This window comes from Streptomyces sp. NPDC037410, assembly GCF_055602235.1.
In genome coordinates, this window is record NZ_JBVJWR010000014.1 from 171,642 (window position 1) to 197,372 (window position 25,731).

A 25,731-nucleotide genomic window follows, 5' to 3' on the forward strand; every position below is an offset into this window, starting at 1 on the left:
TTCTCAGAGCAGACCCGCCGCGCGGGCCAGCTCCGGGGCCAGGTTCTCCTTGCGGATGCGCTGGTCGACGTAGAGCAGACCGGTGACGATCGGCGGGAAGAGCGAGACGACCGCCTGGACGACCATCTGGCCGACGACCAGGAAACCGATGAGGGTCGCCAGGGAGGCGATCAGGGCGCCCTGGTCGTCGCCGGAGTAGTCGGCGGCCGAGAGCGGGACCGAGACGAGGAGCGAGAGCGCCTGCTGGATCATTCCGCTCACCACGGAGGCCATCAGACCGGCCGCGAGCACGCAGCCGAACACGCGCCACCACGAGCCGCGGACCAGGGACGAGGAGCGGCGCATCGAGGCGAAGGCGCCCTGCCCCTCCATCACGGCCGCCGCCGGGGCCAGGCTGAACTTCACCCAGATCCACAGCGCGAGCGGGGCGATGAGCAGGGCCGCGCCGATGGCGAGCAGGGGGACGAGCAGCAGGCCGGTCACCGGGGTGCCCGTCGACTCGTCCGCGGCCACGAGCGTCGCCGTGAGCATCCAGGCGAAGGCCGCGACGAACAGCGCCATCGGGATCACCAGGGCGAGACCCGTCAGCACCACCGTGCCCAGGACGGCCGGCATCCGGGACCAGGAGCGGCGCCAGACCGCGCGGAAGGTGGTGGGCCGGCCGAGGACCGCCTCCTGGACCACGGCCGGGCAGGCCGCCGACACCACGGTGCTCGCGCAGACCATCGCGACCACGGCGACGAGCCAGACGCAGACGAAGGCGATGATCAGCGGACGGACGTCGTCCCACCGCGGGTCCTGGCCGTCCGGCAGGTCGAACACCTCGGGCAGGAGGTCGCCGACGGCGGCGTACGCGATGGCCAGCGCCACCCCGACGACCAGGAGCGCGCCGCCGTAGACCGCCCCCGTCACACCGAGCAGCTGCTTCCAGTAGCGGCCGAGGGTCGAGAAGGCGCCGGACAGGATCGTGCCGAAGCCGAGCGGCGCCAGGGGTATCACGCCGGGTTGCGGCGGCGGGGGCGGCGGCGGATAGCCGTAGCCGTACGGCGGGCCCGGCGGGCCTGGGGGATACGTCATGCGGGACACCGTATCGGGGGCTGACATGTACCCCCATGAGCGGTGCTGTGTACGCTCGTACACATGGGATACGGACTGCTCGCGGGCGCCATCGCGGCGGAGATACTCGCCACCACCTCGATGAAGTACAGCGAGGGCTTCAGCAGGCTCTGGCCCTCCCTCCTCACCGGCGCCGGCTACCTCGTCTCCTTCCTGCTCCTCTCCCGGGCGCTCAAGACGCTCCAGATCGGCACCGCCTACGCCATCTGGTCCGGGGTCGGCACCGCCGTCGTCGCCCTCATCGGCTACCTCCTCCTCGGCGAGGCCCTGGGCGCCGCCAAGATCGCCGGAATCCTCCTGATCATCGCCGGGGTCGTCGTCCTCAACCTCGGCGGCGCGCACTGATGGCACGGCCCCGCAGACACGACCCCGACCGGCGCGAGCGGATCGTCGACGCCGCCCTCACCGTCGTCGGCCGCGCCGGGATCGCCGGCCTCAGCCACCGCACGGTGGCCGCCGAGGCCGACGTGCCGCTCGGCTCCACCACGTACCACTTCGCCTCCCTCGACGAACTCCTCGTCGCGGCCCTCCGCCGGGTCAACGGCACCTTCGGCGCCCGCCTCCGGCAGGCACCCGAGATCGCCGCGCCCGACCTGGCCGCCGGCCTGGCCGCGCTCATGGGGGAGTGGCTGTCCGCCGAACGCACCGGGGTGGAGCTGGAGTACGAGCTCTACCTCGCCGCCCTGCGCCGCCCCGCCCTGCGCCCCGTCGCCGCCGAGTGGGCCGACGAGGTGGTCTCCGCCCTCGCCCCGCGCACCGGACCCGTCACCGCCCGCGCCCTGGTCGCCCTCATGGACGGCATCAGCCTCCAGGCGCTGCTCACCGGCGTCCCGTACGACGAGGGGTACGCCCGGGAGATGCTGGCCCGGATCCTGAACGAAGACCCGAAACGGCAGGCCGGGACCTTGTCGGAACCGCCCACGGACCCGACCGACACCTGAGACCGGTTGGCCCGCGCCGGGGCCCGCCCGTTAGGTTTTCCGTCATGACCACTGCTCCTCGCACCACCGGCGCCGTCGCCGCCGGCCTCGCCACCATCGCCGGCGACGGCACCGTCCTCGACACCTGGTTCCCCGCCCCCGAGCTGACCGACGCCCCCGGCCCCGCCGGCACCGAGCGCCTCGGCCCCGACGAGGCCGTCAACGCCCTCGGCGAAGGCGCCGCCAAGGCCCTCGGCGTGGACGCCCGCCGCGGCGTCGAGGTGGTCGCCGTCCGCACCGTCATCGCCTCGCTCGACGAGAAGCCGATCGACGCCCACGACGCCTACCTGCGCCTCCACCTGCTCAGCCACCGGCTGGTCAAGCCGCACGGCCAGAGCCTGGACGGCGTCTTCGGCCTGCTCGCCAACGTCGCCTGGACCTCGCTCGGCCCGGTCGCCGTCGACGACATCGAGAAGGTGCGGCTCAACGCCCGCGCCGAGGGCCTGCACCTCCAGGTGACCTCGATCGACAAGTTCCCGCGCATGACCGACTTCGTCGTGCCCGCCGGCGTCCGCATCGCCGACGCCGACCGCGTCCGCCTCGGCGCCCACCTCGCCGCCGGCACCACCGTCATGCACGAGGGCTTCGTCAACTTCAACGCCGGCACCCTCGGCACCTCCATGGTCGAGGGCCGCATCTCCGCCGGCGTCGTCGTCGGCGACGGCTCCGACATCGGCGGCGGCGCCTCCACCATGGGCACCCTCTCCGGCGGCGGCAACGTCGTCATCTCGATCGGCGAGCGCTGCCTGATCGGCGCCGAGGCGGGCGTCGGCATCGCGCTGGGCGACGAGGTCGTCGTCGAGGCCGGTCTGTACGTCACCGCCGGCACCCGGGTCACCATGCCCGACGGCCAGGTCGTGAAGGCCCGCGAGCTCTCCGGCGCCTCGAACATCCTCTTCCGCCGCAACTCGGTCACCGGCGCCGTCGAGGCCCGCCCGAACAACGCGGTCTGGGGCGGGCTCAACGACATCCTGCACAGCCACAACTGATCAGGCGTCGAACAGCGCCTCGTGCGCCGCGCGCAGCCCGTCGGCCGCCTCCCGGCCGGCGGGCCGCAGCGGTTCGCGCACCGGGCCGCCGAGGAGCGCCTTCACGGTCACCGTGCCCGGCAGGCCCGAGGCCATCATCAGCTCGACCAGCGGCAGGAGCTCGGCGTTGAGGCGGGCCGCGCGGGCGGTGTCGCCCGCGTCGAAGGCGTCCAGGACCGCGCGCGTCCGCCGCGGCGCCACGTTCGCCACCGTACTGACGTATCCGGCGCCGCCCACCGCGTACAGCGGCAGGTTCAGCTCCTCGCTGCCCGAGTAGTACGCGAGCCCGGTCTCCGCGATCAGCCGGGCCGAGCCGAGCAGGTCGTTCGCGCAGTCCTTCACCGCCACGATCCGCGGGTGCCGGGCGAGCCGCCGCATCGTCGCGGGCTCGACCCGGGTGCCGGTGCGGCCCGGGATGTCGTAGACCATCACCGGAAGACCGGTCGCGTCCGCGACCTTCAGGAAGTGCGCCTCGACGGCCTCCTGCGGGGGACGGCTGTAGTACGGGGTGACGACGAGCAGCCCGTCCGCCCCCGCCTCCTCGGCCTGACGCGCCAGCTCCGCGGTGTGCCGGGTGTCGGCCGTGCCCACCCCCGCCAGGACCGAGGGGCCGGGGCCGACGGCCGCGCGGACGGCACGGACGAGCGCGGACTTCTCGGCGTCGGTGGTGGTCGGGGACTCGCCCGTCGTGCCGTTGAGGACCAGACCGTCGCAGCCCTCCGCGACGAGCCGGGCGGCGAGCTCCCCCGCCGCGTCGAGGTCGAGGGCGCCGTCGGCGGTGAACGGGGTGACCATGGCGCACAGGGCGCGCCCGAAGGGGCGTTCGGTGTTCATCCGAGAAGTCTGTGCGCCGATGACCGTGAAGGTCTACTTAGTTCTTCTTGCTTCGAGGATTCAGTTTCTGTGAACGATGGCCCGTCTGGCATGATCGGCCGGGCGCGACAGGGGGACATGGAGAACAGCACAGCATGAGCACACCCAGCACGGCCGCGGAACAGCGCGTCGCACTCGTCACCGGTTCGTCCTCGGGCATCGGAGCGGCCGTCGCCCGGCGGCTCGCCGCCGCCGGCTACCGGCTCGTCGTCAACTCGGCGCGCACGGCCGAAGCCGGCGAGGCCCTCGCCGCCGAACTGCCCGACGCCGTCTACGTCCGGGCCGACGTCTCCGACGAGGCCCAGGCCGCCGCGCTCGTCGCGGCCGCCGTGGAGGCGTACGGCCGCCTCGACCTCCTCGTCAACTGCGCGGGCACCACCCGGTTCATCCCGCACGACGACCTCGAAACCGCCACGCCCGAGGTCTGGCGCCACCTCTACGACGTCAACGTCATCGGCGTCTGGCAGACCGTCACCGCCGCCGTCCCGCACCTGCGGAAGACCCGCGGCACCATCGTGACGATCTCCTCCCAGGCCGGCGTCCGGCCGGGCGGCAGCTCCATCCCGTACGCCGTCTCCAAGGCCGCCGTCAACCACATGACGAAGCTCCTCGCCAAGACGCTCGGCCCCGACATCCGCGTCAACGCGGTCGCGCCCGGCCTCATCGACACCCCCTGGTTCGACGGGGTGGAGGGCGCCGACGCCGCCAAGGAGCACGTGGCCGGGGCCGTCCCGCTGCGCCGGGTCGGCCGCCCTGAGGACATCGCCGGGGCCGTCTTCGACCTCGCCCACGCCTCGTACATCACGGGTGAGGTCCTCCTCGTCGACGGCGGAGGCCACCTGCTCGGCTAGGGCTGTCCGGCCCTGATCCGCCGGGCAGGCCCTAGAGGGCCCGCTTGAAGCCGTCGTGGCTGCGCGCGAAGCCCAGCGAGGCGTAGAAGCGGTGGGCGTCCGTCCGCCGCTTGTCGCTGGTCAGCTGGACGAGCGCGCAGCCACGCTCCTTCGCCCGCGCCACGGCCAGGTCCATCAGCTCCCGGCCGAGCCCGCCGCCGCGCCGGTCGGCCCTGATCCGGACCGCCTCGATCAGGGCCCGCTCGGCGCCGCCCTTGCCGAGGCCCGGGATGTAGGTGGCCTGGAGGCAGCCCAGGACGAGCCCGTCGTCCACCAGGACGAGCATCTCGTTGCGGGGATCGGCCCCTATGTCCGCGAAGGCCCGCTCGTACGCCTCGGTGACGATCACCGAGGACGGGTCCACGACCCGGTCCTCGTCGGCGAGCAGGGCGAGGACGGCGGGCAGTTCGGCGCGGGTGGCCGGGCGAAGGATCATGGAACTCATGGCAGGGAGTCTCCCATGACGAAACCCCTTGACCTCAACCATGGTTGAGGGAGGAGGGTCGGGTCATCCGCACCGAACAGGCAGCAGGAGGAGACCTTCCATGAACGCCGTCGCACACCCCGACGCCCGCCCCGACCTCCACCGTCCCGGAGTCGGCGCCGTCCTCGTCAGCACCTGGCGGGTCGGCACCCCCGAGCGCCAGCGCGCCGCCGTCGAGGCCATCCGGAAGGCCTGGGAGAGCCGTCCGTGGCCGGACCTCGGCCTGCTCTCGTACAGCGTCGCCACCGGGACCGACGGGGACACGCTGCTGCACTACTCGCAGTGGACCGAGGAGCAGGCCTACGAGGACTTCGTCCGCACCTACCGCGACGACCGGAACGCCGAGATCGACGCCGCCGTGCCCGGCATCGAGCGGGTCGAGCTCCGCCGCTACGCGCCGATCCACCGGTCCGCCGTCCGCGGCGGGACGGGCACGGGGGAGCTGCCCGGGATCGTCGTGGTCGCCGAGGCCGATTTCGACGGGCCCGTCGCCGGGCGCCGGGAAGCCTGGGTGGACGGCGTGTGCACGGCCCTGGACGAGGACGCGGCGACGCGGCGGCGGACCGGCGGGACCGGCGCCCACTTCCATCTGTCCACCGACGGGGTCCGGGTCCTGAACTACGCCGAGTGGGAGAGCGAGCAGGCCTACGAGGAGTGGGCGGCGGACGACGCCGGGCAGAGCGAGGCCTGGCAGCGGGTGCACCACCACCCGGCGCTCGTGGGCGGCCGGGTGATGCGGTACACGCCCGCGCTCAGCCTGAGCGCGGGCGTGTGACGGGGCGGGCCGTCAGGGGCGGAAGCGCAGGACCTGCGGGTCGTGGTCGCTGTCCTGGTCGGCGAACTCGGCGTTGATGTGCACGCTGTCGTACTCGAAGTGGTGCACGCCCGGGCTGGTCAGGATCTGGTCGAGGACCTGGCTGTTGCCCTGGTAGACGTACGAGTAGCGCTCGCTCTCCGGCAGCGACAGCATCGCCGGGTAGAGCGCGCCGCCGTCCGTCATCGCCTGCGTGGTGCCCGAGAACTCGAAGTCGTTCATGTCGCCGACCACGAGCACGTTCGCCTGCTTGTCGACGGCCTCGATGTCCTTGACGAAGGCGTTGACGGCCTGCGCCTGGAGCAGTCGCTTGGCGTCGGAGGAACGGTTCGGCGGCTGGTGGTGGGAGACGATCGACTCGTCGCCGCCCTTCGAGGTGAGGTGGTTAGCGACCACGATCACCGTGCGGCCGCGGAAGCGGAACTCGCCCGCGAGCGGCTTGCGGCTGCTCTCCCAGGCGCTGTTCGCCGGGTCGATGCGGCCGGGGGAGACGGTGAGGTGGGCGTCGCCCTTCGTGCCGGTGACGGCGACCGGGGTGGTGGCGTCGCCGCCCGGGCGGTCCACGAAGGAGACCCGCTCGGGGTTGAAGAGGAAGACCTGACGGATGTTGCCGCCGGGCTCGCCGCCGTCCTTGCCGTTCTGCGGGTCGATCGAGCGCCACTCGTACGCCGGGCCGCCGGCCGCCACGATCGCGTCGGTGAACTTCTTCACCGTCTGGTCGGCGGCGACGGTGCCGTCGTTCTTGGCGCCGTTGTTGTCCTGGATCTCCTCCAGGGCGACGACGTCGGGCGAGGAGAGGTTCTCGACGACCGCCTTCGCGAGCGCGTCGAACTTCTCCTGCGGGTCGGTCGGGTCGAGGTTCTCGACGTTGTACGTGGCGACCGCCAGCTCGTTCTTGTGCTGGCGGTCCGTCACCTCGCGCTCCAGGCCGCCGTCCTCGTGCTCGCCGAGGGTGCGGGCCACCAGCGTGTAGCCGCCGAACTGGTTGAAGTCGAGCGGGCCCTCGGTGGTGCCGGTCAGCCAGTCGCCGACGTTCGCCTTGGGGAAGGGCTGCTGCGAGATCGGGGCGAGCTGCTGGATCTGGAGCCGGCCGGTGTTCTGGGACTCGTACGAGCCGTAGACCGTGCCGCCGCGCTCGTCGTCGTTCTCCCAGGGCTTCACCGTCACCCACAGCTCGGAGTACGGGTCGGTGGCGCCGACCACGCGCGAGGAGCCGATCTCGACGTTCATGCCCTCAAGGGACTCGTAGTAGTCCAGGGCGTACGTCTCGGGGTCCAGGGTCAGGCCGTTGACCGAGCCGCCCGCGGCCGGGTCGCCCTCGGGGGCGTACTCCTCGGGGACCGACTCGTCCGAGACCGTCACCGGGGCCGGGACCGCGTTGCCCTTCGAGAGGACCGTGACGACCGGCTTCGAGATCTGGGTCAGCGACTGGTTGCCCGAGGTCAGGCCGCCGGGGACGTACTCGGTGACGGTGCCGTTCAGGCGGACCGCGTCGCCGACGGCGACGGTGGGGGCGGAGCTCGTGAAGACGAAGACGCCCTCGCTGGTGGCCGGGTCCGCGTCGGCTTCCGGGTCCTGGATCCAGAATCCACGGGAGCCGTAGGTGCGGACGCCGGTGACGACGCCCGTCACGCCGGTGACCTGCTTGCCGACGAGGGGGGAGACGCGCGTCGTGCCCTGGATGTCGTGGATGCGGACGCCGGCGGCGGCGTCCTCCGCGGCGGCGTTCGCCGAACCCGCGAGCAGACCGGAGGCGAGGGCGGCGGCGACGACGGCGGAGACCGCGGCGGATCTCGGTATGGAGGAAGACATCAGAGGCTCCGAGGGTGCTTGGAGGAACGGCAGATGAATCTACGCGCGTCAATCTCTTGTGAGAGCAGTGCACTTGTCAAGAGTCGACGGGTGTACGAAGGCTGACGGATCCATGAACCGACGGACGCGGTCCCGGATGCGTCTACCCTGAGGACGCTCGCCGAGCCCGCGGGAAGCCACGGCCGGCGGCCGGCGGAGCCCCTTCCGCCTTCACCGCTTCACCTACGTACGCGTCGAGGAGACCCCCCACATGTCAGCGGAGCACCCCACCCTTCCCCCCGTTCGGCTGCGTGCGGACGCGGAGCTGGCGCGGGACGCCCTGGCCGCCCCCCTCCTCGCCCAGGCCGTACGGCTCGCCCGCTGGGCCGGCCCCGAGACCCGGGTCGACGCGGGCGGCGAGCTCGTCGACGAGCAACTCCCCGATGCCGCCGAGGTGCTGGGCCTCGCCGACGACGAGGACGGCGAGACCTGGGCCGGCGACGCCTGGCGGCTCGCCGTCGACACCGGGCTCGTCGCCGTCGAGGACGGCGAGGAGGGCGAGGACGCCGAGCTCCCCGGCAAGGCCGGGCCCGGCGAGAACCTCGCGCTGGTCACGGGCGGTTCGCCGCAGGACGTCCTCGGCCTCTGGCTGGACGGCTTCGACGCCGTCTTCGCCGACGCCGTCGCCCCCGTCCTCGACGACCTGGACGCGATCGTCGGCGAGGACGGCGAGATCGACTTCGACGCGCTCGACTGGGACCCCGAGGCGGAGGCCGACTTCCTCGAAGGCGTCCTCGGCAACCTCTACCTGCTGACCGTCAGCGAGGGCGGCGCCGGCGAAGGCCCCGTACCGCTGCCCGCGCTCGCCGCGTCGATGGTCGTCCCCGACGACATGGGCGAGCCCACCGACGACGTCCTGGAGCAGGTCTCGGACGCGATGATGCGGCTCGACGAGCAGTTCCGGCTGCTCGAACCGATCGGGCTCGTCGAGTACCAGCCCGTCGACGAGGCCCTCATGGCCGAGGAGGGCGAGGAGCCCGCGCCGCCCGTCGACGACGAGGACGTCACCCGCTACGGCATGGTCCGGCTCACCCCGCTCGGGCTCTACGGCGTCCGCGCCCGGATGCTGGAGGCCGGCGTCGACGCGCCCGCCGTCGGCGACCTGACGGAGCAGGGCGCCGACGCGCTCCTCACCGGGATCGCCGGCTACCCGCAGGCCGCGGCCCGCGAGGAGACCGCCGCGTGGCTGGCCGGCCGCGACGCGCTCGGCGCGGCCCGCGAGCTGCTGCACGCCGCCCGGGGCGCCGACGCCGGCTCCCCGCTCCGCCGCCTCCACTGCCAGCAGACCCTCTCCCTCGTGGGCGCCGAGGCCGAGCCCGCCGTCCGCGAAGTCCTGGACGACGCCGAACTCGGCGGCCTCGCCCGGGTCTGGCTCGCCGAGCGCGGCGCGGCGGACGTGCCCGCGCCGCCGGAGTCGATGATCTTCTGGCTGGCCATCGACACGATCGCGGCCCAGCTCGACTCGGACGGCGACCTGGAGGAGCTCCAGGAGCTCATCGAGGGCCTCACCGGCCGCCACGGCGGCTTCTTCGAGGCGGCCTGGCGCGTGGAGCACCCGGCGACGGCGGAGGTCCTGGAGGCGATGGGCCGCCTGCACCGCGACAAGACGGCGGCGAAGGAGGCCCGCAAGGCGGCGTTCAAGGCGAGGTCCCGCTCGGGCTCCTGAGACCGGGTCACTGACGCGGGGCGCCCCCGGTCCCTCGGGCGGGCCGCCCGTACGGGCCCGGGCGGTAGGGCCCGGCGTGCCGCCCGTACAGGCCCGGGCGGTAGGGCCCGGCGTGCCGCCCGGCACGGCGTCCTGTGGTGTTCCCGTGGCGTTCAGGCGGAGTTCGTCGGCGCACGGGAGGGTGGCCCGCGAGATTCGGACACCACAGGGAGAGCCCATCATGCCGCTGAACCGCAGAGAGTTCGCCAAGCAGTCCGCCGCCGCCGGTGCGGGGCTCGCCCTCACCGGTGTCGTCGGGGCTCTCGCCACCGCGCCCGAGGCGCTCGCGTCCGACGAGCCGGAGGTGTCCGGGGCGGGCCGCGGTCACACGTCCGTGCTCGGGTACGGCCCGCTGGTCGCCGACCCCGACGGGATGCTCGCGCTGCCCGAGGGGTTCTCGTACCGCGTCATCACCCACAGCGGTGAGACGCGCCTCGAGTCCGGCGAGTTCACCCCCTCCAACCACGACGGCACGGCCGCCTTCGGCGGGCCGCGCGGCGCCACGTACCTGGTCAACAACCACGAGCTCAAGGGCCCCCGCGCCACGTGGGCCCACCCCGTCCCGCTCACCGAGGGCCTCGTCTACGACCCGGCCGCGGCCGGCGGCTGCACCGTCGTCGAGGTGCACCGCGACGGCACCGTCGCCGAGTGGGTCGGCCTCGCCGGCACCTCCACCAACTGCGCGGGCGGCCGCACCGCCTGGGGCACCTGGCTGACCGGCGAGGAGACCGAGGACCTGGCCGGCAAGAACGGCATGACCAAGGACCACGGCTACATCTTCGAGGTCGACCCGCACGACCGCCGCGCCAACCTCGCCCCGAAGCCGGTCAAGGCCTTCGGCCGCTACGCCCACGAGGCCGTCGTCGTCGACCCCAAGCGCGGCCACGCCTACCTCACCGAGGACGCCGCCGGCCCCAACGGGCTCCTCTACCGCTGGGTGCCGCCGCAGGACTTCGAGCACGGCCGCGGCAGGCTCCGCACCCTCGCCGACGACGCCGGCGCGCTCCAGGCCTTCAAGTGCATCGACTCCTCGGGCCGCTTCGTGGACGACCTGTCCCGCGCCACCCGGATCGGCACCGTCTACGGCGTCGACTGGATCGACGTCCCCGACCGCGACGCCCGCACCACCTCCGTCCGCAAGCAGTTCACGGACGGCCAGGTCACCCGCGCCCGCAAGCTGGAGGGCATGTGGTGGGGCGACGGCGGCGCGTACATCGTCTCCTCCTACGCGCGCGAGGAGAGCCCCGGCGCCGCGCACGACGGCCAGATCTGGTTCTACGACCCGAAGCGCCGCACCCTCACCCTCAAGGTGCTCCTCGGCGTGAACGCCACCCCGGACGAGGACGGCGCCTTCGACGGCCCCGACAACATCACCGTCTCCCCGTACGGCGGTCTCGTCATCGCCGAGGACGGCGAGGGCGTCCAGCACCTCTTCGGCGCGACCGACTCGGGCCGCACGTACCCCATCGCCCGCAACGACCTCAACGACAGCGAGTTCACCGGCGTGACCTTCTCGCCCGACGGCGACACGCTGTTCGCCAACATCCAGACCCCGGGCATCATGGTCGCGATCACGGGTCCCTGGCGCCGCCAGCCCCGTCGTTGAGGCTTGAACTGATCTCTGGTCAGGTCCATGGGCTGACATCTAACATGTCAGTCCATGGACGCACTGCGGCCCGTGGGCCGGACCCTGCTGCGTGACCGGGCCTACGAGGCGCTGCGCGAGGCCATCGTGCGCGGCGAGCTCGCCCCCGGCGCCCCGCTGAAGGACGCCGATCTCGCCGAACGGCTCGGGCTCTCGCGCGCACCCGTGCGCGAGGCCCTGGCCCGGCTCGGCGCCGAGGGGCTCGTCGAGTCCAAGCCGCAGAGCTACACCCGGGTCACCCGGCCGGTCAGCCGGGTCGTCCGGGACGCCGCCTCGGTGGTGCGGGTGATGCACGAGCTCGCCGCCAGGACCGGGGTGCCGCTGCTCGGCCCCGAGGGCATCCGGACCATGCGCGAGGCCAACGAGCGCTTCGCGGCGGCCGTCCGCGCCTCCGACGTGGAGGCCGCGCTCGCCGCCGACGACGAGCTGCACCAGGTCCTCGTCGTCGCCAGCGGCAACCACGCCGCCGCCGCCACGATCGCGCGCTACACCCCGCTGATCCGCCGCGTCGAGCGGCGGCTCTTCGGTGACGCCGGGAGCTGCGGATCGGCCGAACTGCACGCCCGGCTCATCGAGGCGTGCGCGGCGGGGGACGCGGACGAGGCGGTACGGGTCACCACGGAGATCTGGGCCGCGCTCGAACAACTCGCGGACGACGCGATCGAGGTGGCCGAGGTCACGGGCATCGGCCCGCCGCCGGCCGCGGGCGGCGGGGAACCCGCGGGCGGGAGGCCATCCGGGGACCGCGAGCCCGGCACGGAGAAGCCCGTGCTTGAGCGGCCCGTGCTTGAGCGGCCCGTGCTTGAGCGGCCCGTGCCCGAGAGGCCCGTGCCCGAGCGGCCCGTGCCCGAGCGGCCCGTGCCCGAGGAGCCCGTGCCCTCCGAGCCCGCGGCTCCGTAGCGCCGCAGCGCGTCCAGGACTGTCGAACCGTCGCCGCACTCACCAGGGAGCCGCTTTGCCGATCAACGACTTCGACCGCTACCCGCTCCTCTTCGGACCCTCCCCGGTCCACCCGCTCGAACGGCTGACCCACCACCTCGGCGGCGCCACCCTGTGGGCCAAGCGCGAGGACTGCAACTCCGGCGTCGCGTACGGCGGGAACAAGACCCGCAAGCTGGAGTACCTGGTCGCCGACGCGCTCGCCCAGGGCTGCGACACCCTCGTCTCCATCGGCGGCGTCCAGTCCAACCACACCCGCCAGGTCGCCGCCGTCGCCGCCCGCGCCGGACTCAAGTGCGTCCTCGTCCAGGAGAGCTGGGTCGACTGGCCGGACGCCGTCTACGACAAGGTCGGCAACATCCTCATCAGCCGCCTCGCGGGGGCGGACGTGCGCCTGGTGAAGGCCGGGTTCGGCATCGGCTTCAAGGAGAGCTGGGAGCAGACCCTGCGGGAGGTCGAGGAGGGCGGCGGGAAGCCGTACGCGATCCCCGCGGGCGCCTCCGACCACCGGCTCGGCGGTCTCGGCTTCGCGAACTGGGCCTACGAGGTGGCCGAACAGGAGCGGGAGCTCGGCGTCTTCTTCGACACGGTCGTCGTCTGCTCGGTGACCGGCTCCACCCAGGCCGGCATGGTCGCGGGCTTCGCCGCGCTCGCCGAGGAGGGCGGCCCGGCCCGGCGGATCATCGGCATCGACGCCTCCGCGAAGCCCGTCCCGACGCACGAGCAGATCACCCGGATCGCCCGGGACACCGCCGCCCTCATCGGCGTCGAGCGCGAGGTGACGGCGGCCGACGTCGAGCTGGACGAGCGCTACCACGCCGGGGTGTACGGCATCCCGGACGAGGCCACCCTCGACGCGATGCGGCTCGCCGCCCGCACCGAGGGCATGGTCACCGACCCCGTCTACGAGGGGAAGTCGATGGCGGGCCTGGTCGACCTGGTGGGCCGGGGAGAGATCGGCCGTGACTCGACCGTGCTCTACGCCCACCTCGGCGGCCAGCCCGCCCTCAACGCCTACAGCGCGCTGTTCTGAGAGGCGCCGGCCCCGCCCGGAGCGCCCGGGCGGGGCCGGCCTCCCCTCACAGCGCCTGGGCGGCCGGCTTCACCATGCCCCGGACGGTCCGCGACTTCACGAACTCGCCCATCGCCGTCATCTCCCACTCGCCGGAGAACTGCTTGATCAGCTTGGCCATCATCACGCCGGTCTGCGGCTCCGCCGTGGTCAGGTCGAAGCGGACCAGCTCCTCGCCCGTCGTCGCGTCGAGCAGCCGGCAGTAGGCCTTGGCGACCTCGGTGAACTTCTGGCCGGAGAAGGAGTTGACCGTGAAGACCAGGCCCGTGGCGTCGGCCGGGAGGCGGCCGAGGTCGACCGTGATCACCTCGTCGTCGCCCGCGCCCTCGCCGGTGAGGTTGTCGCCGGAGTGCTTGATCGAGCCGTTCAGGATGGACAGCTTGCCGAAGTAGCAGCTGTCCAGGTGGTTGCGCTGCGGGCCGTACGCGATGACGGAGGCGTCCAGGTCGATGTCCTTGCCCCGGTAGGCGGGCTCCCACCCGAGGCCCATCCGCACCTGGGAGAGCAGCGGGCGGCCGCCCTTGACCAGGGACACCGTCTGGTTCTTCTGGAGGCTGACCCGGCCCTTGTCGAGGTTGATCTTGCCGGTCGAGACGGGCGCGGCGGCGGGGGGAGCGGCCGGGGCCGGGGGCATGGAGGCCGTGACGCGCGGGTCCACCGGGGCGGCGGGCGGCGCGGGCGGCACCGGCGGGGCGACCGGGGCCGCGGCGACGGGCGGGGCGACGGGCGCGGGGGCCGGGGCGACGGGCGGGGCGACGGGCGCGGGGGCCGGGGCGGCGGCGGGCTCGTCGTCCACCGAGACGCCGAAGTCCGTCGCGATGCCGGCCAGCCCGTTCGCGTACCCCTGGCCCACCGCGCGGGCCTTCCACGCGCCGTTCCGCAGGTAGATCTCGACGACCACGAGCGCCGTCTCGGTGGCCAGCCGCGGCGGCGTGAACGTGGCGATCACGGTGCCGTCGTCCGCGTTCCGGATGGTGGCCGTCGGCTCGATGCCCTGGAAGGTCTGGCCGGCGGCGTCCGGGCTCGCCGTGACGACGATCCGCTCGATGCCGGCGGGGAGGGCGCCGGTGTCCACCAGGATCGCGTCGGGCGCGGCCCCGGCGCCGGAGCGGTAGGTGACACCGGGCCCGGCCGGCTGGTTGTAGAAGATGAAGTCGTCGTCCGAGCGCACCTTGCCGTCAGCGCCGAGCAGCAGGCCCGAGACGTCGAGCCGCACGGGCGCGGCCACGTCCACCGCCACGCGCGCGGCGGTGAGAGGGATGTTCGAGCCGGGGGTCATAGCGGTCATGCCAGGGGTAACGATCCGGCCCCCTTTGCCGTTCCCTTACCGACGACCGGTTCGGCCACCCCGGTGACGGGGGCCATTCCCGGTCAGATCCGTCATATGAATATTCTTTCGACCCATGGGTGCAGTGGGGGCCGCGGGCGGCGCGGGGACATCGGGCGGGAGCTCGTTCCGGACGGAGGACGTGGACGAGGCCCGCGAGGAGCTCGACGCGCGGTACTACGCGAACCGCATGGCCGTCGTCGACGGGGAGCGGCGCCCCTTCGCGGCCCGCTTCGACACCGTGTCGCTCGGGCCGCTGGTCATCGGCGACCTCAGCTGCGGCGCCGATGTGCGGATGAGCTTCGGCGAGCTCGGCGCGTACCACCTCAACGCGCCCATGAGCGGAACGATGGAAATGCGCCAGGGCGGTAGCTCGCGGATCGTCGCGACGCCCGCCGAGGCGCTGCTCCTCGACCCGGCCGGCGACACCTTCCTCGACCGCTGGAGCGGGGACTGCCGGACCCTGTCCGTGAAGGTCGGGGCGACCGAACTGCGCGACCGCCTCGAACAGCTGATGGGCCGTGCCCCGCGCGGTCCGCTCGCCTTCGCGCCCCGCCTGGACATCACGCGCGGCCCCGGCCTGAGCTGGGTGCGCTTCGCCCGCCAGGTCGCCGCCGAGGCGCTCGCCGGGGAGGGTCTCGCCACGCACGAGCTGGTCGCGAGGCCGCTCCAGGAGGCGCTGCTCAACGGGCTGCTGCTCGCCGCCGAGCACCCCTGGCGCCAGGCGCTCGCCCACCCGGGTGAGGCGCGGCGCCCGGCCCCGGTCAAGCGCGTCATGGACGCGGTGCGGGAGCGCCCCGAGCACCCGTTCACGACCACCGAACTCGCGACCCTGGCCCGGGTGAGCGTGCGCCGCCTCCAGGAGTCCTTCCGCGAGTACGTGGGGATGTCACCGATGGCGTACGTGCGGGAGGTCCGGCTCGACCGGGTCCGCGAGGAGCTGCGGGCGGCCGCGCCGGACGAGGTGAGCGTGAGCGAGGTGGCCTGGCGCTGGGGCTTCGCCCACCCGGGCCGGTTCGCGGCCCGCTACCGGGAGCGGTTCGGCGAGTCCCCGTCCCGGACGCTGCGGGCGGGCGCCTGACGGGTCGCTGGGCGGCCGTGGGGCGGGCGCCTGGCCGGGGTCGGGGGCGGGGCGCATGAGCGACGACAGGAAGCGGGCGCCCGATCGGGAACGGAGCACGAGCCCGCCACCGGGAGGGGCGCACAGTGCGCTTCCGCGCGCGCATCGACCCACCGCGCATTCCGGACAGGTGCCGCGTTCCGCGGCTCGCGATGATCATCCGCCCGGCCTACGGTGAGCAGGTCAGGCGCGCAAGCCCCGCGCCCGTGACCCGGGCCCCGGCCGGCTCCCCCGTATCAGTCCGGCCGGGTCCTGCGTATCCACGTGCTCCGCGCTCAGTGCGGCCAGCGCGGCGCGTCCGCGCAGAACCGGCCGCCCACGTACAGGTCGTCGGGGCTGCCCTCGGCCAGGAGGCCCTGCTCGGCGACGATCTTCTCCGCGTACACCTCCGCGTCGTCCTCGGGCGCGTACCCGAGCGCCCGGGCCGTCGAGAGGTCCCACCACGCGCGCGTGTTGGCGGACGAGCCGTACACGACCGTGTGGGCCACGTCCTCGGCGGTGAGCGCCGCGTGCACGAGACGGGCGCAGTCGGCGGGGCTGAGCCACGTCGAGAGCATCCGTACCGAGGTGGGCTCCGGGAAGCAGGAGCCGATGCGCAGGGACACGGTCTCGATCCCGTGCCGGTCCCAGTAGAGCTGGGCCAGGCCTTCGCCGAAGCCCTTGGACAGGCCGTAGAAGGTGTCGGGCCGGTGCGGGGTGCCGACCGGGACCGGCGGCTCGCCCTCGCGCGGGCGCCGGGTGAAGCCGACCGCGTGGTTGCTGGAGGCGAAGACCACGCGCCGGACGCCCTCCTCGCGCGCGGCCTCGTAGAGGTGGTGGGTGCCGGCGATGTTGGCGGCGAGGATCTTCTCGAAGTCGGCCTCCAGGGAGATGCCCGCCAGGTGCACGATCGCGTCGACGCCCCGGACCGCCTCGCGCAGCGCCGCGCGGTCCGCGAGGTCGGCGCGGATCGCGTCGGGAGCGCCCGGCACGGGGCTGACGTCCAGGAGGCGGAGCTCGTGGCCGTACGCGGGCAGCAGCTCCCGCATCATCGTGCCGACGCCCCCGGCGGCGCCGGTGAGCAGGACGGTGCGCGGTGCGGTCATGGCGCGGTCTCCTCGGTCGAGTGGCGTGCGCACGGGCGGTGTTCACCACCCCGGGCACGCTAGGAAGGCGCCCGACGGAGCGTCAAGCACCGTGACGGAGATGCGCGACCGCCTTGACCGGCGAGGCCCTAGGAGGCGTCCGGCAGGGACGCGAGGAGGCGCTGGGCCGAGGCGCGGGTGTCGGCGACGTGGGTGCGGGCCAGGGCCTCCGCGCCGTCCTCGTCGCGGTCGCGGACCGCCTCGTACAGCCGCTCGTGCGCCCCGCACATCGGCTCGCCGTCCGCCTGCGCCGAGGTGAGCCGGAAGAGCCGGCGCAGCCGGGAGTCGAGCGGGGTCATCAGGTCCATCAGGAGCGGGTTCCCGGAGAGTTCGACGATGTGGCGGTGGAAGTCGGCGTTGAGCGAGACGGCCTCGCGCAGCCGCCCGGACTCCGCCGCCCTCGCCCGCCGCATGGTCTCCCTCGGCACCGGGCACGTCCGCTCCCACGTCGACGTCGACCCCGGCACCGGCCTCGACCACCTGCACGCCCTCCTCGGCGTCCGCGAGAGGTTCCGCGGCCGGCTCGGCATCCAGCTCGTCGCCTTCCCGCAGTCCGGGGTCGTCGCCGCGCCCGGCGTCGCCGACCTCCTCGACGCCGCCCTCGCCGACGGCGCCGACCTCGTCGGCGGCCTCGACCCCGTCGGCTTCGACGGCGACGCCGCCGGCCAGCTCGACATCGTCTTCGGCCTCGCCGAGCGCCACGGCAAGGGCATCGACCTGCACCTCCACGACGGCGGCGAGACCGGCACCGCCCAGCTGCGGGACATCGCCGCCCGCACCGCCGCCCTCGGCCTCGGCGGCACGGTCGCCGTCAGCCACGCCTACGCCCTCGGCGACGTCGACGACACCGAACTCGGCCGCACCGCCACCGCCCTCGCCGCCGCCGGGGTCGCGATCATGACCAACGGCCCGAGCGGCCCCGTCCCGCCCGTCCTGCGGCTGCGCGAGCACGGCGTCCGGGTCTTCGCCGGCTCCGACAACATCCGCGACACCTGGTGGCCCTACGGCACCGCCGACATGCTCGAACGCGCCACGATCGTCGGCCTCAGGACCGGCCTCATGACCGACCCCGAACTGTCCGTCGCCGCCTCCCTCGTGACCGGCGAGGCCGCCGCCGCGCTCGGCCTCACCGACTACGGCCTCGCCCCCGGCGCCCGCGCCGACCTCGTCGCGGTCGCCGCCGGCTCCGTCGCCGAAGCCGTCGCCGCCCACCCCCGCCGGCTGCTCGTCCTGCACGCCGGGAAGGTCGTCGGCCCCTTCGCCGACGACGACTACCCGACGCTCGTCCCGTCCGCGTTCGGCCCGACCGCCGGAGGGGCCGCGTGAGCACCGACACCTCGTCCCGTACGACTCCTTCGACGCAGGGCGCGGGAGCCCCTGGCGCCGGCAGGGCGCGGGTCCGTTGTGCCCACCCTCCCCCAAGCTCTCGGCCTCGCTCGAGCAGGGGGGACCCCCATCGCCCCAGCGGAACGATTGCCCACAACGGGGCTCACCACGCAAGGTCCTCCAGCGCGTCCAAGTCCGGGACCTCCGGGACCGCCATCGCCACCGGTTCCGAGCCGTCTGCGCCTACCCTCAGTTCCGCCCAGATCGTCTTGCCGCGTCTGGCATACCGGGTGCCCCAGCGTTCCGCGTACTGGGCGACCAGGTAGAGGCCGCGGCCGCCCTCGTCCGTCGTCGCCGCGTGCCGCAGGTGCGGGGAGGTGCTGCTGCCGTCCGAGACCTCGCAGATCAGGGTCCGGTCGTGGAGGAGCCGTACGCGTACCGGATCCGCCCCGTACCGCACCGCGTTGGTGATCAGTTCGCTGAGGATCAGCTCCGCCGTGAACGCGAGCCCGTCGAGCCCCCACTCCGACAGCTTGGCCGCCGCCGCGTTCCGTACCGGCGACACCGCCGACGGGTCCCGGGGCACCTCCCACTCGGCGATCCGGTCCCGGTCGAGCAGCCGGGTCCGCGCCACGAGGAGCGCGATGTCGTCGCGCGGCGCCGGCGAGAGGAGCGTCGCGAGCACGTCCGCGCAGGCCTGCTCCGGGCTCCGGTCCGCCCGGGCGAGCGTCGTCCGCAGCAGCGCGAGGCCCGTGTCGATGTCCCGACCGTGGTCCTCCAGGAGCCCGTCCGTGAACAGGACCAGCTTGCTGCCCTCCGGCAGCCGCAGCTCCGTCGACTCGAAGGGCACGTCGCCCAGGCCGAGACCGAGGGGCAGACCCGGCGACAGCTCGGGGAACTCGACCCGCCCGTCGGGACCCACGAGCGCCGGACCGGGATGCCCCGCGCTCGCCATCTGGCAGAGCCCGGACGCCGGGTCGTAGATCGCGTACAGACAGGTCGCGCCGGTGATGCCCTCGTCCCGCCGCCGCACCTCACCTGCCGCGCCCTCCGTGTCCCCGCTCTCGATCCGGCCCGTCAGCTCGTCGAGATGGCCGAGCAGCTCGTCCGGCGGCACGTCCAGGGTCGAGAAGTTGTGCACGGCCGTCCGCAGCCGCCCCATGGTCGCCGCCGCGTGCAGCCCGTGCCCCACCACGTCCCCCACCACGAGCGCCACCCGCGCCCCCGGCAGCGGGATCACGTCGAACCAGTCGCCGCCGACCCCCGCCTTCGCCGGCAGATAGCGGTACGCCACCTCCACCGCGCTCTGCTCCGGCAGCACCCGCGGCAGCAGGCTCCGCTGGAGCGTCACCGCCATCGCGTGCTCCCGCGTGAACCGGCGCGCGTTGTCGATCGCGACCGCGGCCCGCGCCGCCAGCTCCTCCGCGAACGACAGGTCCTCCTCCCCGAACGGCTCCGGAGTGTCCGCGCGCCAGAAGTTGGCCATCCCGAGGACCACCCCACGGGCGAGCAGCGGCACCGTGAGGAGCGAGTGCATCCCGTACGCCAGGGCCTGCGCCGCCCCCTCCGGGTCCTGCGCCCGCCAGCCCTCCGCCGCGGCCAGCTCCGGCTCCACCACCGCGTGCCCCGCGTGCAGGGCCTTCGCCATCGGGGTGCTGCGGACGTGGAAATGGACGGTGTCCCCGACCGGCTGCAGGGGCTGGTCCGGCCGCAGCCCGCTCAGCGCCGTCCGCCGCATCTCCGCGGAGGCGGCCGCGCCCTCCGGCGGCTCCTCCCCGCGCAGCACCGGTTCGAGCAGCTCCACCGTCGCGAAGTCCGCGAACCGGGGCACCGCCACCTCCGCCAGCTCCTCCGCCGTCCGTACGACCTCCAGCGTCGTCCCGATCCGCACCCCCGCCTCGTACAGCAGCTGCAACCGCCCGCGGGCCACCGCCGCCCGGCCGGTCACGGCCGCCAGCTCGGTGGTGTCCCGCATCGTCATCACGCACCCGGACTCCGAACCGTGCGCCAGCGTGGGCCGCACGCTCACCGCGAGCAGTCGGTCGCCCGCCCGGTGCACCTCGTCCGTCGCGGACCGCCCCGACTCCAGGAGTTCGACCGTCCGCGGATCGAGCCCGAGCTCCGAGACGTGCCGTGCCTCCGCCTCCGCCGAGAGACCGAGCAGCCGGCGCGCCTCGTCGTTCGCGAGCAGCAGCCGGTGGTCGGCGCCCACGATCAGCACCCCTTCGCGCACCGCGTGGAGCACCGCCTCGTGGTGCTCCTTCATCCGGGTCATCTCCGCCGGCCCGAGCCCGTGCGTCTGCCGCCGCAGCCGCCGGCTCACCAGCGCCGCCCCGCCCACGGCCGCCGCGAGCGCGCCGCCCGCCGCGCCGATGAGCAGCGGCAGCCGGTCCTGCACCGAGTGCGCGATGCTCTCCACCTCGATGCCGCTGCTGACCAGGCCGACGATCCGGCCCTTGTCGTCCACCACCGGGACGACGGCCCGCACGGCGTCGTTCGGCGCGCCCCGGAACAGCTCGGTGTACGCCTCGCCCTTCACCGCCGCCCGGGAGAGGTCCCCGGTCGCCTTCTGGCCGATCAGCTCCGGCTGCGAGTCCGTGTACCGCACCCCGGAGGGGCTCAGGACCGCGATGAAGTCCACGCCCGTGGCCTTCCGGGTCGCCTCGGCCCGGCTCTGCAGCTCCGCCGTCGGATTCGGCGAGGTCAGCGCGGCGTCGATGCCGGGCGCGTGCGCGAAGGCCTCCGCGACCGCGAGCGAACGGATCCGGGCGTCCCGCTCGGTGTCCCGCCGCTCCTGGTGGAAGACCACGAACGCCGCCACCGCGATCACCAGGAGCGCGATCAGCGCCTCCAGGGCGAACACCTGACCGGCGACGCTCCGCAGCCCCGTGCCCCGGCCCTTCCCGCCCTTCCCCCGGGGCTGTGCGTGCTTCCGGGCCGTCATCCCGTGCTCCTGGCGATCAGGAGCGCCACGTCGTCCGGCGCGCCCGGCCGGCGCAGCGCCCGCAGGAGCACGTCACAGGTCTCCTCCAGCGGCCCGCGCGCCTCGTCGAGGAGGTGGACGAGCAGGTCGAGCCGCTCGTCGATCGCCTCGTGGCGGGTCTCGATCAGACCGTCCGTGTACAGCACCAGACGGTCCCCGGGCCGGAACGGCACCCGGGCCGTACGGAAGACGCCGCCGCCGACGCCCAGCGGCACCCCCGTGGAGAGCCGCACCAGCTCGGCCGGCCCGTCCGCCGGGACCCGGACCGGCGGCAGATGGCCCGCGTTCGCGATCCGGCACCGCTGCCGCACCGGGTCGTGCACGGCGTACAGACAGGTCGCGATGTAGTGCTCAAGGCCCGCCGTGATCCGGTCCAGATGCCGCAGGACCTGCGCCGGGGACAGATCGAGGTCCGCGAACGCGCACGTCGCGGTCCGCAGCCGGCCCATCGTCGCCGCCGCGTCGATCCCGCTTCCCATCACGTCCCCGACGACGAGCGCCGTCTTGTCGTCGGACAGCGCGATCACGTCGTACCAGTCGCCGCCGACCTCGCTCGACGCGTACGCCGGCTGGTAGCGGGCGGCGACCTCCAGGCCCGCCCGCTCCGGGGGAGCCCCCGGCAGCAGACTCCGCTGGAGCGTCACCGCCGAGTTCCGCACGCTCTGGTACCAGCGCGCGTTGTCGATGCTGACGGCCGCGCGGGCCGCCAGCTCCGACGCGAGCAGCACGTCGTCCCCGTCGAAGGGCAGCGCGTTGCGGTCCCGCTTCAGGTCGAGCGCGCCCAGCACCTCGCCGCGCGCGATCAGCGGCACCGCCAGATACGAGTGGACCCCGGCGCGCGCGAGCAGCTCGGCGGCCTCCGGGCTCCGCGCGATCCGCGACAGGTCCCCCGGGCCCACGTGCTCCACCAGGACCGGCAGACCGGTGTGCACGCACCGGGTGACCAGCCGGTCCGCGCCGTACATCGCGACCTCCCCCGGCGGGTCCGCCGCCGGCAGCGCCTCCGTACGGGCCCCCGCCTTCACCGCGAGCGCGCGGAACAGCTCGGGCCCCTCCTCCGGCGCGCCCGGCCTGCGCAGCGCCAGGACCGAGTCCAGGACGTCGACCGCCGCGATGTCCGCGAGCTCCGGCACCACCACCGAGGCCAGCTCGTCCGCCGTACGCTCCACCTCCAGGGTGGTGCCCACCCGGGCCGAGGCGTCCGCGATCAGCGCGAGCCGCCGCCGCGACCGGTCGGCGTCCGCGTCCGCCCGGTGCCGCTCGGTCACGTCGATGACCGAGGACGCGACCCCCTGGACACGGCCGTCGGTCCCCTCCAGGCGGTAGAACGACAGGGACCAGGTGTGCTCGTGCTCCGGGTCCGCCGGGGTCCGGCCCGCCACGGAATGGTCGAGGACCGGCACCCCCGTCGCGAGGACCGTGCGCAGCGCCTTCTCCAGCGCCTCCGCGTCGACCTGCGGGAGCATGTCGCCGATCCGCCGGCCGAGGTGCTGCGCGGCCGGGATGCCGTTGATCCGTTCCAGGGCCGGGTTCACCAGGACATAGCGCAGCTCCGTGTCGAGGACGGCGAGGCCGATCGGCGACTGCGACACCAGCCGGTCGGAGAGCGCGAGCTCGGTCTCGATCCGCTCTACGGCGGCGCCGTCCGCGGCGATCCCCAGCGCGTACATGTCGCCCAGGTCGTCGGTCAGCCGCATGTTCCGGAACTCGACCCGCCGGACCGAGCCGTCCTTGTGCCGTACGGGGAAGGTGCCCGCCCAGGCCGAGCCGCCGCGCAGCACCTCGCCGAAGAGGCGCTTCGCCTCCTCGCGGTGCTCCTCGCCGACGATCAGCCGGGCGACGTACTGGCCGAGGGCCTCGTCGGCGCGGAACCCGAAGAGCGTCTCCGCCTGCGGGCTCCACAGTACGATCCTGCCGTCGGCGTCCACGACGACGGCGGCGACTCCGAGCACGTCGAGGAGCCCCTTGCCGTCGAGGGGCACACCGACCCGCCCCGTCGTCCCCGGGAAGGAACCGGCCGTCACTCCACCCTCCTTCCACCGCCTGTCTCCATGCTCCCCGCGCACAGTCCCCGCCGCACCCTGTTGCGGGCCCGCGCCCGCTGCCGCGTGGGCCCGCGCCCTTGCGGGGCGGCGCCCGTTCAGCCCGTCGGGGACACCGGGGCCGGGTGGCGGCGGTGGGAACGGGTCGCCAGGGTCAGGGCCCAGATCGCGCCCGCCACCGCCGCCCCCGGCAGCAGCACCCGCGTGTCCGTCACCGCGACAAGCCCCGCGCCCAGCGCGATCGCCAGCGCGTTCGGGGCCATGACCAGCGTGTTCGCGGTGGCCGCGACCCGGCCGACCGCCTCCGCCGGGGCCTCCTTCTGGACGGCCGTCATGACCGCGATCAGGACCCACGGCATCCCGAGCCCGATCACCGCGCTCGCCGCGAGCGCCGTCGCCTCGTACGGCAGCGCTCCCCGTACCCCCACCGCCACCGCGAACAGCGCGAGTCCGACCGCGGCGAGGGCCCGCTCCGGGACCCGGCGGAGCAGGGGGCCCGCGACCAGGCCCGCGAGGACCGAGCCCACGCCCTGAACGGCGTAGAGCACGCCCGCGTACGCGGGCGCGTGCCCGAGACCCTTGTCCACGACGGCGTAGACCGCCGCCCCGTTCACCCCGGCGAGCAGCATCGTGAACGCGCCCGTCGCCACCAGCGGCACCAGCACCCGCGAGCCCCGGAGGAGCCGTACGCCCTCCGCCGTCTCACGCCACCAGTTCCGGGGCTCCGGCCGCGCGGGCCGCTCCTCCCGGACCGGCATCAGCGCGAACAGGCCCGCCGCGACCGCGAAGCTCGCCGCGTCGAGGAGGGCGACGGGCCCGCCCCCGTACCGGGCGAAGAGCCCCGCCGCGACGAGCGGGGCGATCAGTTTCATGGACTCGTTCGCCGTCATCCGCAGCCCGTTGAACGTGCCGAGCCGCTCCTCGTCGACGGCGACCGTCATCAGGGCCTGCTCCGCCGCGTCGTGGACGGCGCCCTGCGCCCCGTACAGCACGAGGACCGCGAAGAGCAGCCACACCCGGTCCGCGGACTCCACCCACAGCAGCAGCGGCAGCAGGACCGCCATCGCCAGGTTCAGGACGACCATCAGCGGTCTGCGCCGCACCCGGTCGGCGAGCGTGCCGAGCAGCGGCCCGGCGAGCACGGGCGCCCAGAGGGCGAAGGACGCCAGGGCCGCGAGACTGTCGGAGCCCGTGAGGGACTTGACCCAGATCCCGGAGACCAGCCACATCGCCGTCGTACCGAATCCGGACACGACGACACCTGTCAGATACAAAGACCAACGCATGGCCGAAGGCTGTCGTCTGAGGTGGGCCGCGCGGATCGGGCAGATGCCCTAATCAGCGGCCTGCCGAGCCTCCTGATACGGCGTACAGCGCGGCGCGCGCCGCCGCGCACAGCTCGTCGTCCTCCGGCACGGACCGCCAGCCGCCGTGCTCCACCGGCCGCTCGTCCGCGTCCAGGAACGCGCGCAGCACGGGCCCACAGGGCGGTGAGCACGGCGTCGGCCCGCCCGCGTGCCTGGCCGAGGGCTTCGGCGGTCGCGGTCCGTACCCCCGGTTCGGGGTCGTGGAGCAGCGGCAGCAGGCCGGGGACCGCGCTGTCCCAGGCCTCGGCCCAGCCGGGGGCGATCCAGCGGGGCTCGACCCGGTTGCCCTCGGCCGCGACGCAGACGACCAGGTCGATCAGTTCGATCCGTACCGGCGCGTCGAGGGACGGATCGGCGGCGGCGCGGACGAGGAAGGGGAGCGCGGCCACGGAGGCCGACTCGACGCAGCCGCCCTGGTGGTGCACGTTCACCAACAGGGTGTCTGCCGCGTCGGCGGCCTCGTCCGGCCGGTACAGGGCGCGGAGCAGCCCCGGGACGTCCACCGCGGGCCCGTACGCGTGCCGGTGGGACGCCCAGTCGACGGCGTCGAGCCCGGCGAGCGGGTCGTACGCGGGTCCCGGCCGCTCGCTCACGCCCGCGCCTCCGCCGTCCGCCGGTTCTCGTACCGGAGCGCGGCCCCCGTCACCACCGCGCCGAACCCCTCCCACAGGCCCACGCCGAGGAATCCGGCCGGGGCGCGGTCGGTGACGACCGCGAGGGTGAAGACCGTGAAGGTGAGCAGCCGGAAGGGGACCGTCCAGCGGAAGAAGGCCTTCCAGTCGGCGAGGGCGGCCAGGACGTAGTAGACGCCCATGTTGAGCGCGGCCATCGAGGAGGACGTGAGGAAGACCAGGGTGTGGTCCCCGTCCGCGCGCCCGCCCTCGGGCACCGGCTCGAAGCCCATGACGCCGAGCAGGGCGTCCGGGGCGACCAGGCCCACCACCCCCAGGGCGGCGGCGAGGACGCCGAAGACCGCCATGGTCCAGCCGGACAGGGAACGGGGCAGGCGCACGGCGGTCCTCCGCGAGGTGACAGCAGGGTCGAT

The 25,731-nt window shown here is 74.1% G+C and carries 22 protein-coding genes and 1 pseudogene; 11 read left to right on the forward strand and 12 right to left on the reverse strand.

Annotated features, from left to right (window positions below; genetic code table 11):
- Nucleotides 1-3: 3 nt before the first annotated feature.
- Nucleotides 4-1,077, reverse strand: coding sequence for a DUF7847 domain-containing protein (locus tag ACZ7HT_RS23805; protein WP_471169203.1), 1,074 nt, complete (start codon nucleotides 1,075-1,077; stop codon nucleotides 4-6).
- 63 nt (nucleotides 1,078-1,140) lie between these two features.
- On the opposite strand from ACZ7HT_RS23805, the gene ACZ7HT_RS23810 reads away from it, so the two are divergent.
- The 3 genes from ACZ7HT_RS23810 to dapD are packed head-to-tail and all read left to right on the forward strand — an operon-like array spanning nucleotide 1,141 to nucleotide 3,085.
- Nucleotides 1,141-1,461, forward strand: a complete 321-nt coding sequence (locus ACZ7HT_RS23810; RefSeq protein ID WP_471169206.1) for a DMT family transporter — start codon at nucleotides 1,141-1,143, stop codon at nucleotides 1,459-1,461.
- A complete protein-coding gene (locus tag ACZ7HT_RS23815; protein ID WP_471169209.1) occupies nucleotides 1,461-2,057 on the forward strand; it encodes a TetR/AcrR family transcriptional regulator in 597 nt (198 codons plus the stop codon). The genes ACZ7HT_RS23810 and ACZ7HT_RS23815 overlap by 1 nt, the downstream gene beginning before the upstream one ends.
- Nucleotides 2,058-2,101: 44 nt before the next feature.
- The gene (gene dapD / locus ACZ7HT_RS23820) at nucleotides 2,102-3,085 is read left to right on the forward strand and encodes a 2,3,4,5-tetrahydropyridine-2,6-dicarboxylate N-succinyltransferase (RefSeq protein ID WP_471169212.1); all 984 of its coding nucleotides are present in this window, start codon (nucleotides 2,102-2,104) and stop codon (nucleotides 3,083-3,085) included.
- On the opposite strand, the gene dapA is transcribed toward dapD, so the two are convergent.
- The gene (dapA, locus tag ACZ7HT_RS23825; RefSeq protein WP_471169214.1) at nucleotides 3,086-3,958 is read right to left on the reverse strand and encodes a 4-hydroxy-tetrahydrodipicolinate synthase; all 873 of its coding nucleotides are present in this window, start codon (nucleotides 3,956-3,958) and stop codon (nucleotides 3,086-3,088) included. It lies immediately after the preceding gene.
- A 134-nt stretch (nucleotides 3,959-4,092) separates the two neighbouring features.
- Between dapA and ACZ7HT_RS23830 the strand changes: the two genes are divergently transcribed.
- On the forward strand, nucleotides 4,093-4,848 hold the full coding sequence (locus ACZ7HT_RS23830; protein ID WP_471169217.1) for an SDR family NAD(P)-dependent oxidoreductase: 756 nt from the start codon (nucleotides 4,093-4,095) through the stop codon (nucleotides 4,846-4,848).
- 31 nt (nucleotides 4,849-4,879) lie between these two features.
- On the opposite strand, the gene ACZ7HT_RS23835 is transcribed toward ACZ7HT_RS23830, so the two are convergent.
- Nucleotides 4,880-5,323, reverse strand: a complete 444-nt coding sequence (locus ACZ7HT_RS23835; RefSeq protein ID WP_471169343.1) for a GNAT family N-acetyltransferase — start codon at nucleotides 5,321-5,323, stop codon at nucleotides 4,880-4,882.
- 109 nt (nucleotides 5,324-5,432) lie between these two features.
- On the opposite strand from ACZ7HT_RS23835, the gene ACZ7HT_RS23840 reads away from it, so the two are divergent.
- The gene (locus tag ACZ7HT_RS23840) at nucleotides 5,433-6,146 is read left to right on the forward strand and encodes an antibiotic biosynthesis monooxygenase (RefSeq protein WP_471169220.1); all 714 of its coding nucleotides are present in this window, start codon (nucleotides 5,433-5,435) and stop codon (nucleotides 6,144-6,146) included.
- Nucleotides 6,147-6,158: 12 nt separating this feature from the next.
- Here ACZ7HT_RS23840 and ACZ7HT_RS23845 read toward each other — a convergent pair whose 3' ends face one another.
- Nucleotides 6,159-7,997, reverse strand: coding sequence for an endonuclease/exonuclease/phosphatase family protein (locus tag ACZ7HT_RS23845; RefSeq protein WP_471169222.1), 1,839 nt, complete (start codon nucleotides 7,995-7,997; stop codon nucleotides 6,159-6,161).
- Between the two features lie 250 nt (nucleotides 7,998-8,247).
- Here ACZ7HT_RS23845 and ACZ7HT_RS23850 point away from each other — a divergent pair, with 250 nt between their 5' ends.
- The 4 genes and pseudogenes from ACZ7HT_RS23850 to ACZ7HT_RS23865 all read left to right on the forward strand — a co-directional run bounded on the left by ACZ7HT_RS23850 (nucleotide 8,248) and on the right by ACZ7HT_RS23865 (nucleotide 13,358).
- Nucleotides 8,248-9,702 (forward strand): hypothetical protein, encoded by a 1,455-nt coding sequence (locus ACZ7HT_RS23850; protein ID WP_471169225.1) that lies wholly within the window; start codon nucleotides 8,248-8,250, stop codon nucleotides 9,700-9,702.
- Nucleotides 9,703-9,922: 220 nt separating this feature from the next.
- The gene (locus ACZ7HT_RS23855; protein WP_471169228.1) at nucleotides 9,923-11,347 is read left to right on the forward strand and encodes an alkaline phosphatase PhoX; all 1,425 of its coding nucleotides are present in this window, start codon (nucleotides 9,923-9,925) and stop codon (nucleotides 11,345-11,347) included.
- Between the two features lie 54 nt (nucleotides 11,348-11,401).
- Nucleotides 11,402-12,040: pseudogene (locus ACZ7HT_RS23860) on the forward strand (GntR family transcriptional regulator); the annotation flags it as partial.
- Nucleotides 12,041-12,341: 301 nt separating this feature from the next.
- Nucleotides 12,342-13,358 carry a 1-aminocyclopropane-1-carboxylate deaminase gene (locus ACZ7HT_RS23865; protein ID WP_471169231.1) on the forward strand — a complete coding sequence of 339 codons (1,017 nt, stop codon included), beginning with the start codon at nucleotides 12,342-12,344 and terminating at the stop codon, nucleotides 13,356-13,358.
- 46 nt (nucleotides 13,359-13,404) lie between these two features.
- Here the strand turns inward: ACZ7HT_RS23865 and ACZ7HT_RS23870 are convergent, their stop codons facing one another.
- Entirely contained in the window at nucleotides 13,405-14,685 is a 1,281-nt protein-coding gene (locus tag ACZ7HT_RS23870; RefSeq protein WP_471169234.1) for a TerD family protein, read from the reverse strand.
- A gap of 115 nt (nucleotides 14,686-14,800) precedes the next feature.
- Between ACZ7HT_RS23870 and ACZ7HT_RS23875 the strand changes: the two genes are divergently transcribed.
- Nucleotides 14,801-15,805 (forward strand): AraC family transcriptional regulator, encoded by a 1,005-nt coding sequence (locus tag ACZ7HT_RS23875; protein WP_471169237.1) that lies wholly within the window; start codon nucleotides 14,801-14,803, stop codon nucleotides 15,803-15,805.
- Nucleotides 15,806-16,119: 314 nt separating this feature from the next.
- Here ACZ7HT_RS23875 and ACZ7HT_RS23880 read toward each other — a convergent pair whose 3' ends face one another.
- Nucleotides 16,120-16,929, reverse strand: coding sequence for an NAD-dependent epimerase/dehydratase family protein (locus ACZ7HT_RS23880; protein WP_471169240.1), 810 nt, complete (start codon nucleotides 16,927-16,929; stop codon nucleotides 16,120-16,122).
- Nucleotides 16,930-17,057: 128 nt separating this feature from the next.
- Entirely contained in the window at nucleotides 17,058-17,381 is a 324-nt protein-coding gene (locus ACZ7HT_RS23885; RefSeq protein WP_471169243.1) for an FCD domain-containing protein, read from the reverse strand.
- Between ACZ7HT_RS23885 and ACZ7HT_RS23890 the strand changes: the two genes are divergently transcribed.
- Nucleotides 17,326-18,294, forward strand: a complete 969-nt coding sequence (locus ACZ7HT_RS23890) for an amidohydrolase (RefSeq protein WP_471169246.1) — start codon at nucleotides 17,326-17,328, stop codon at nucleotides 18,292-18,294. The genes ACZ7HT_RS23885 and ACZ7HT_RS23890 overlap by 56 nt on opposite strands.
- Before the next feature lie 163 nt (nucleotides 18,295-18,457).
- On the opposite strand, the gene ACZ7HT_RS23895 is transcribed toward ACZ7HT_RS23890, so the two are convergent.
- The 5 genes from ACZ7HT_RS23895 to ACZ7HT_RS23915 all read right to left on the reverse strand — a co-directional run bounded on the left by ACZ7HT_RS23895 (nucleotide 18,458) and on the right by ACZ7HT_RS23915 (nucleotide 25,665).
- A complete protein-coding gene (locus ACZ7HT_RS23895) occupies nucleotides 18,458-21,238 on the reverse strand; it encodes a SpoIIE family protein phosphatase (RefSeq protein ID WP_471169248.1) in 2,781 nt (926 codons plus the stop codon).
- Nucleotides 21,235-23,301, reverse strand: coding sequence for a SpoIIE family protein phosphatase (locus tag ACZ7HT_RS23900; protein ID WP_471169251.1), 2,067 nt, complete (start codon nucleotides 23,299-23,301; stop codon nucleotides 21,235-21,237). Before ACZ7HT_RS23900 ends, ACZ7HT_RS23895 begins: the two co-directional genes overlap by 4 nt.
- 116 nt (nucleotides 23,302-23,417) lie before the next feature.
- The gene (locus tag ACZ7HT_RS23905) at nucleotides 23,418-24,605 is read right to left on the reverse strand and encodes an MFS transporter (RefSeq protein ID WP_471169254.1); all 1,188 of its coding nucleotides are present in this window, start codon (nucleotides 24,603-24,605) and stop codon (nucleotides 23,418-23,420) included.
- Complete coding sequence (locus ACZ7HT_RS23910; RefSeq protein WP_471169256.1) at nucleotides 24,584-25,279, reverse strand: HEAT repeat domain-containing protein; 696 nt, start codon at nucleotides 25,277-25,279, stop codon at nucleotides 24,584-24,586. The genes ACZ7HT_RS23905 and ACZ7HT_RS23910 overlap by 22 nt, the downstream gene beginning before the upstream one ends.
- Nucleotides 25,276-25,665, reverse strand: a complete 390-nt coding sequence (locus ACZ7HT_RS23915; protein ID WP_471169345.1) for a hypothetical protein — start codon at nucleotides 25,663-25,665, stop codon at nucleotides 25,276-25,278. The genes ACZ7HT_RS23910 and ACZ7HT_RS23915 overlap by 4 nt, the downstream gene beginning before the upstream one ends.
- Nucleotides 25,666-25,731: the final 66 nt, after the last annotated feature.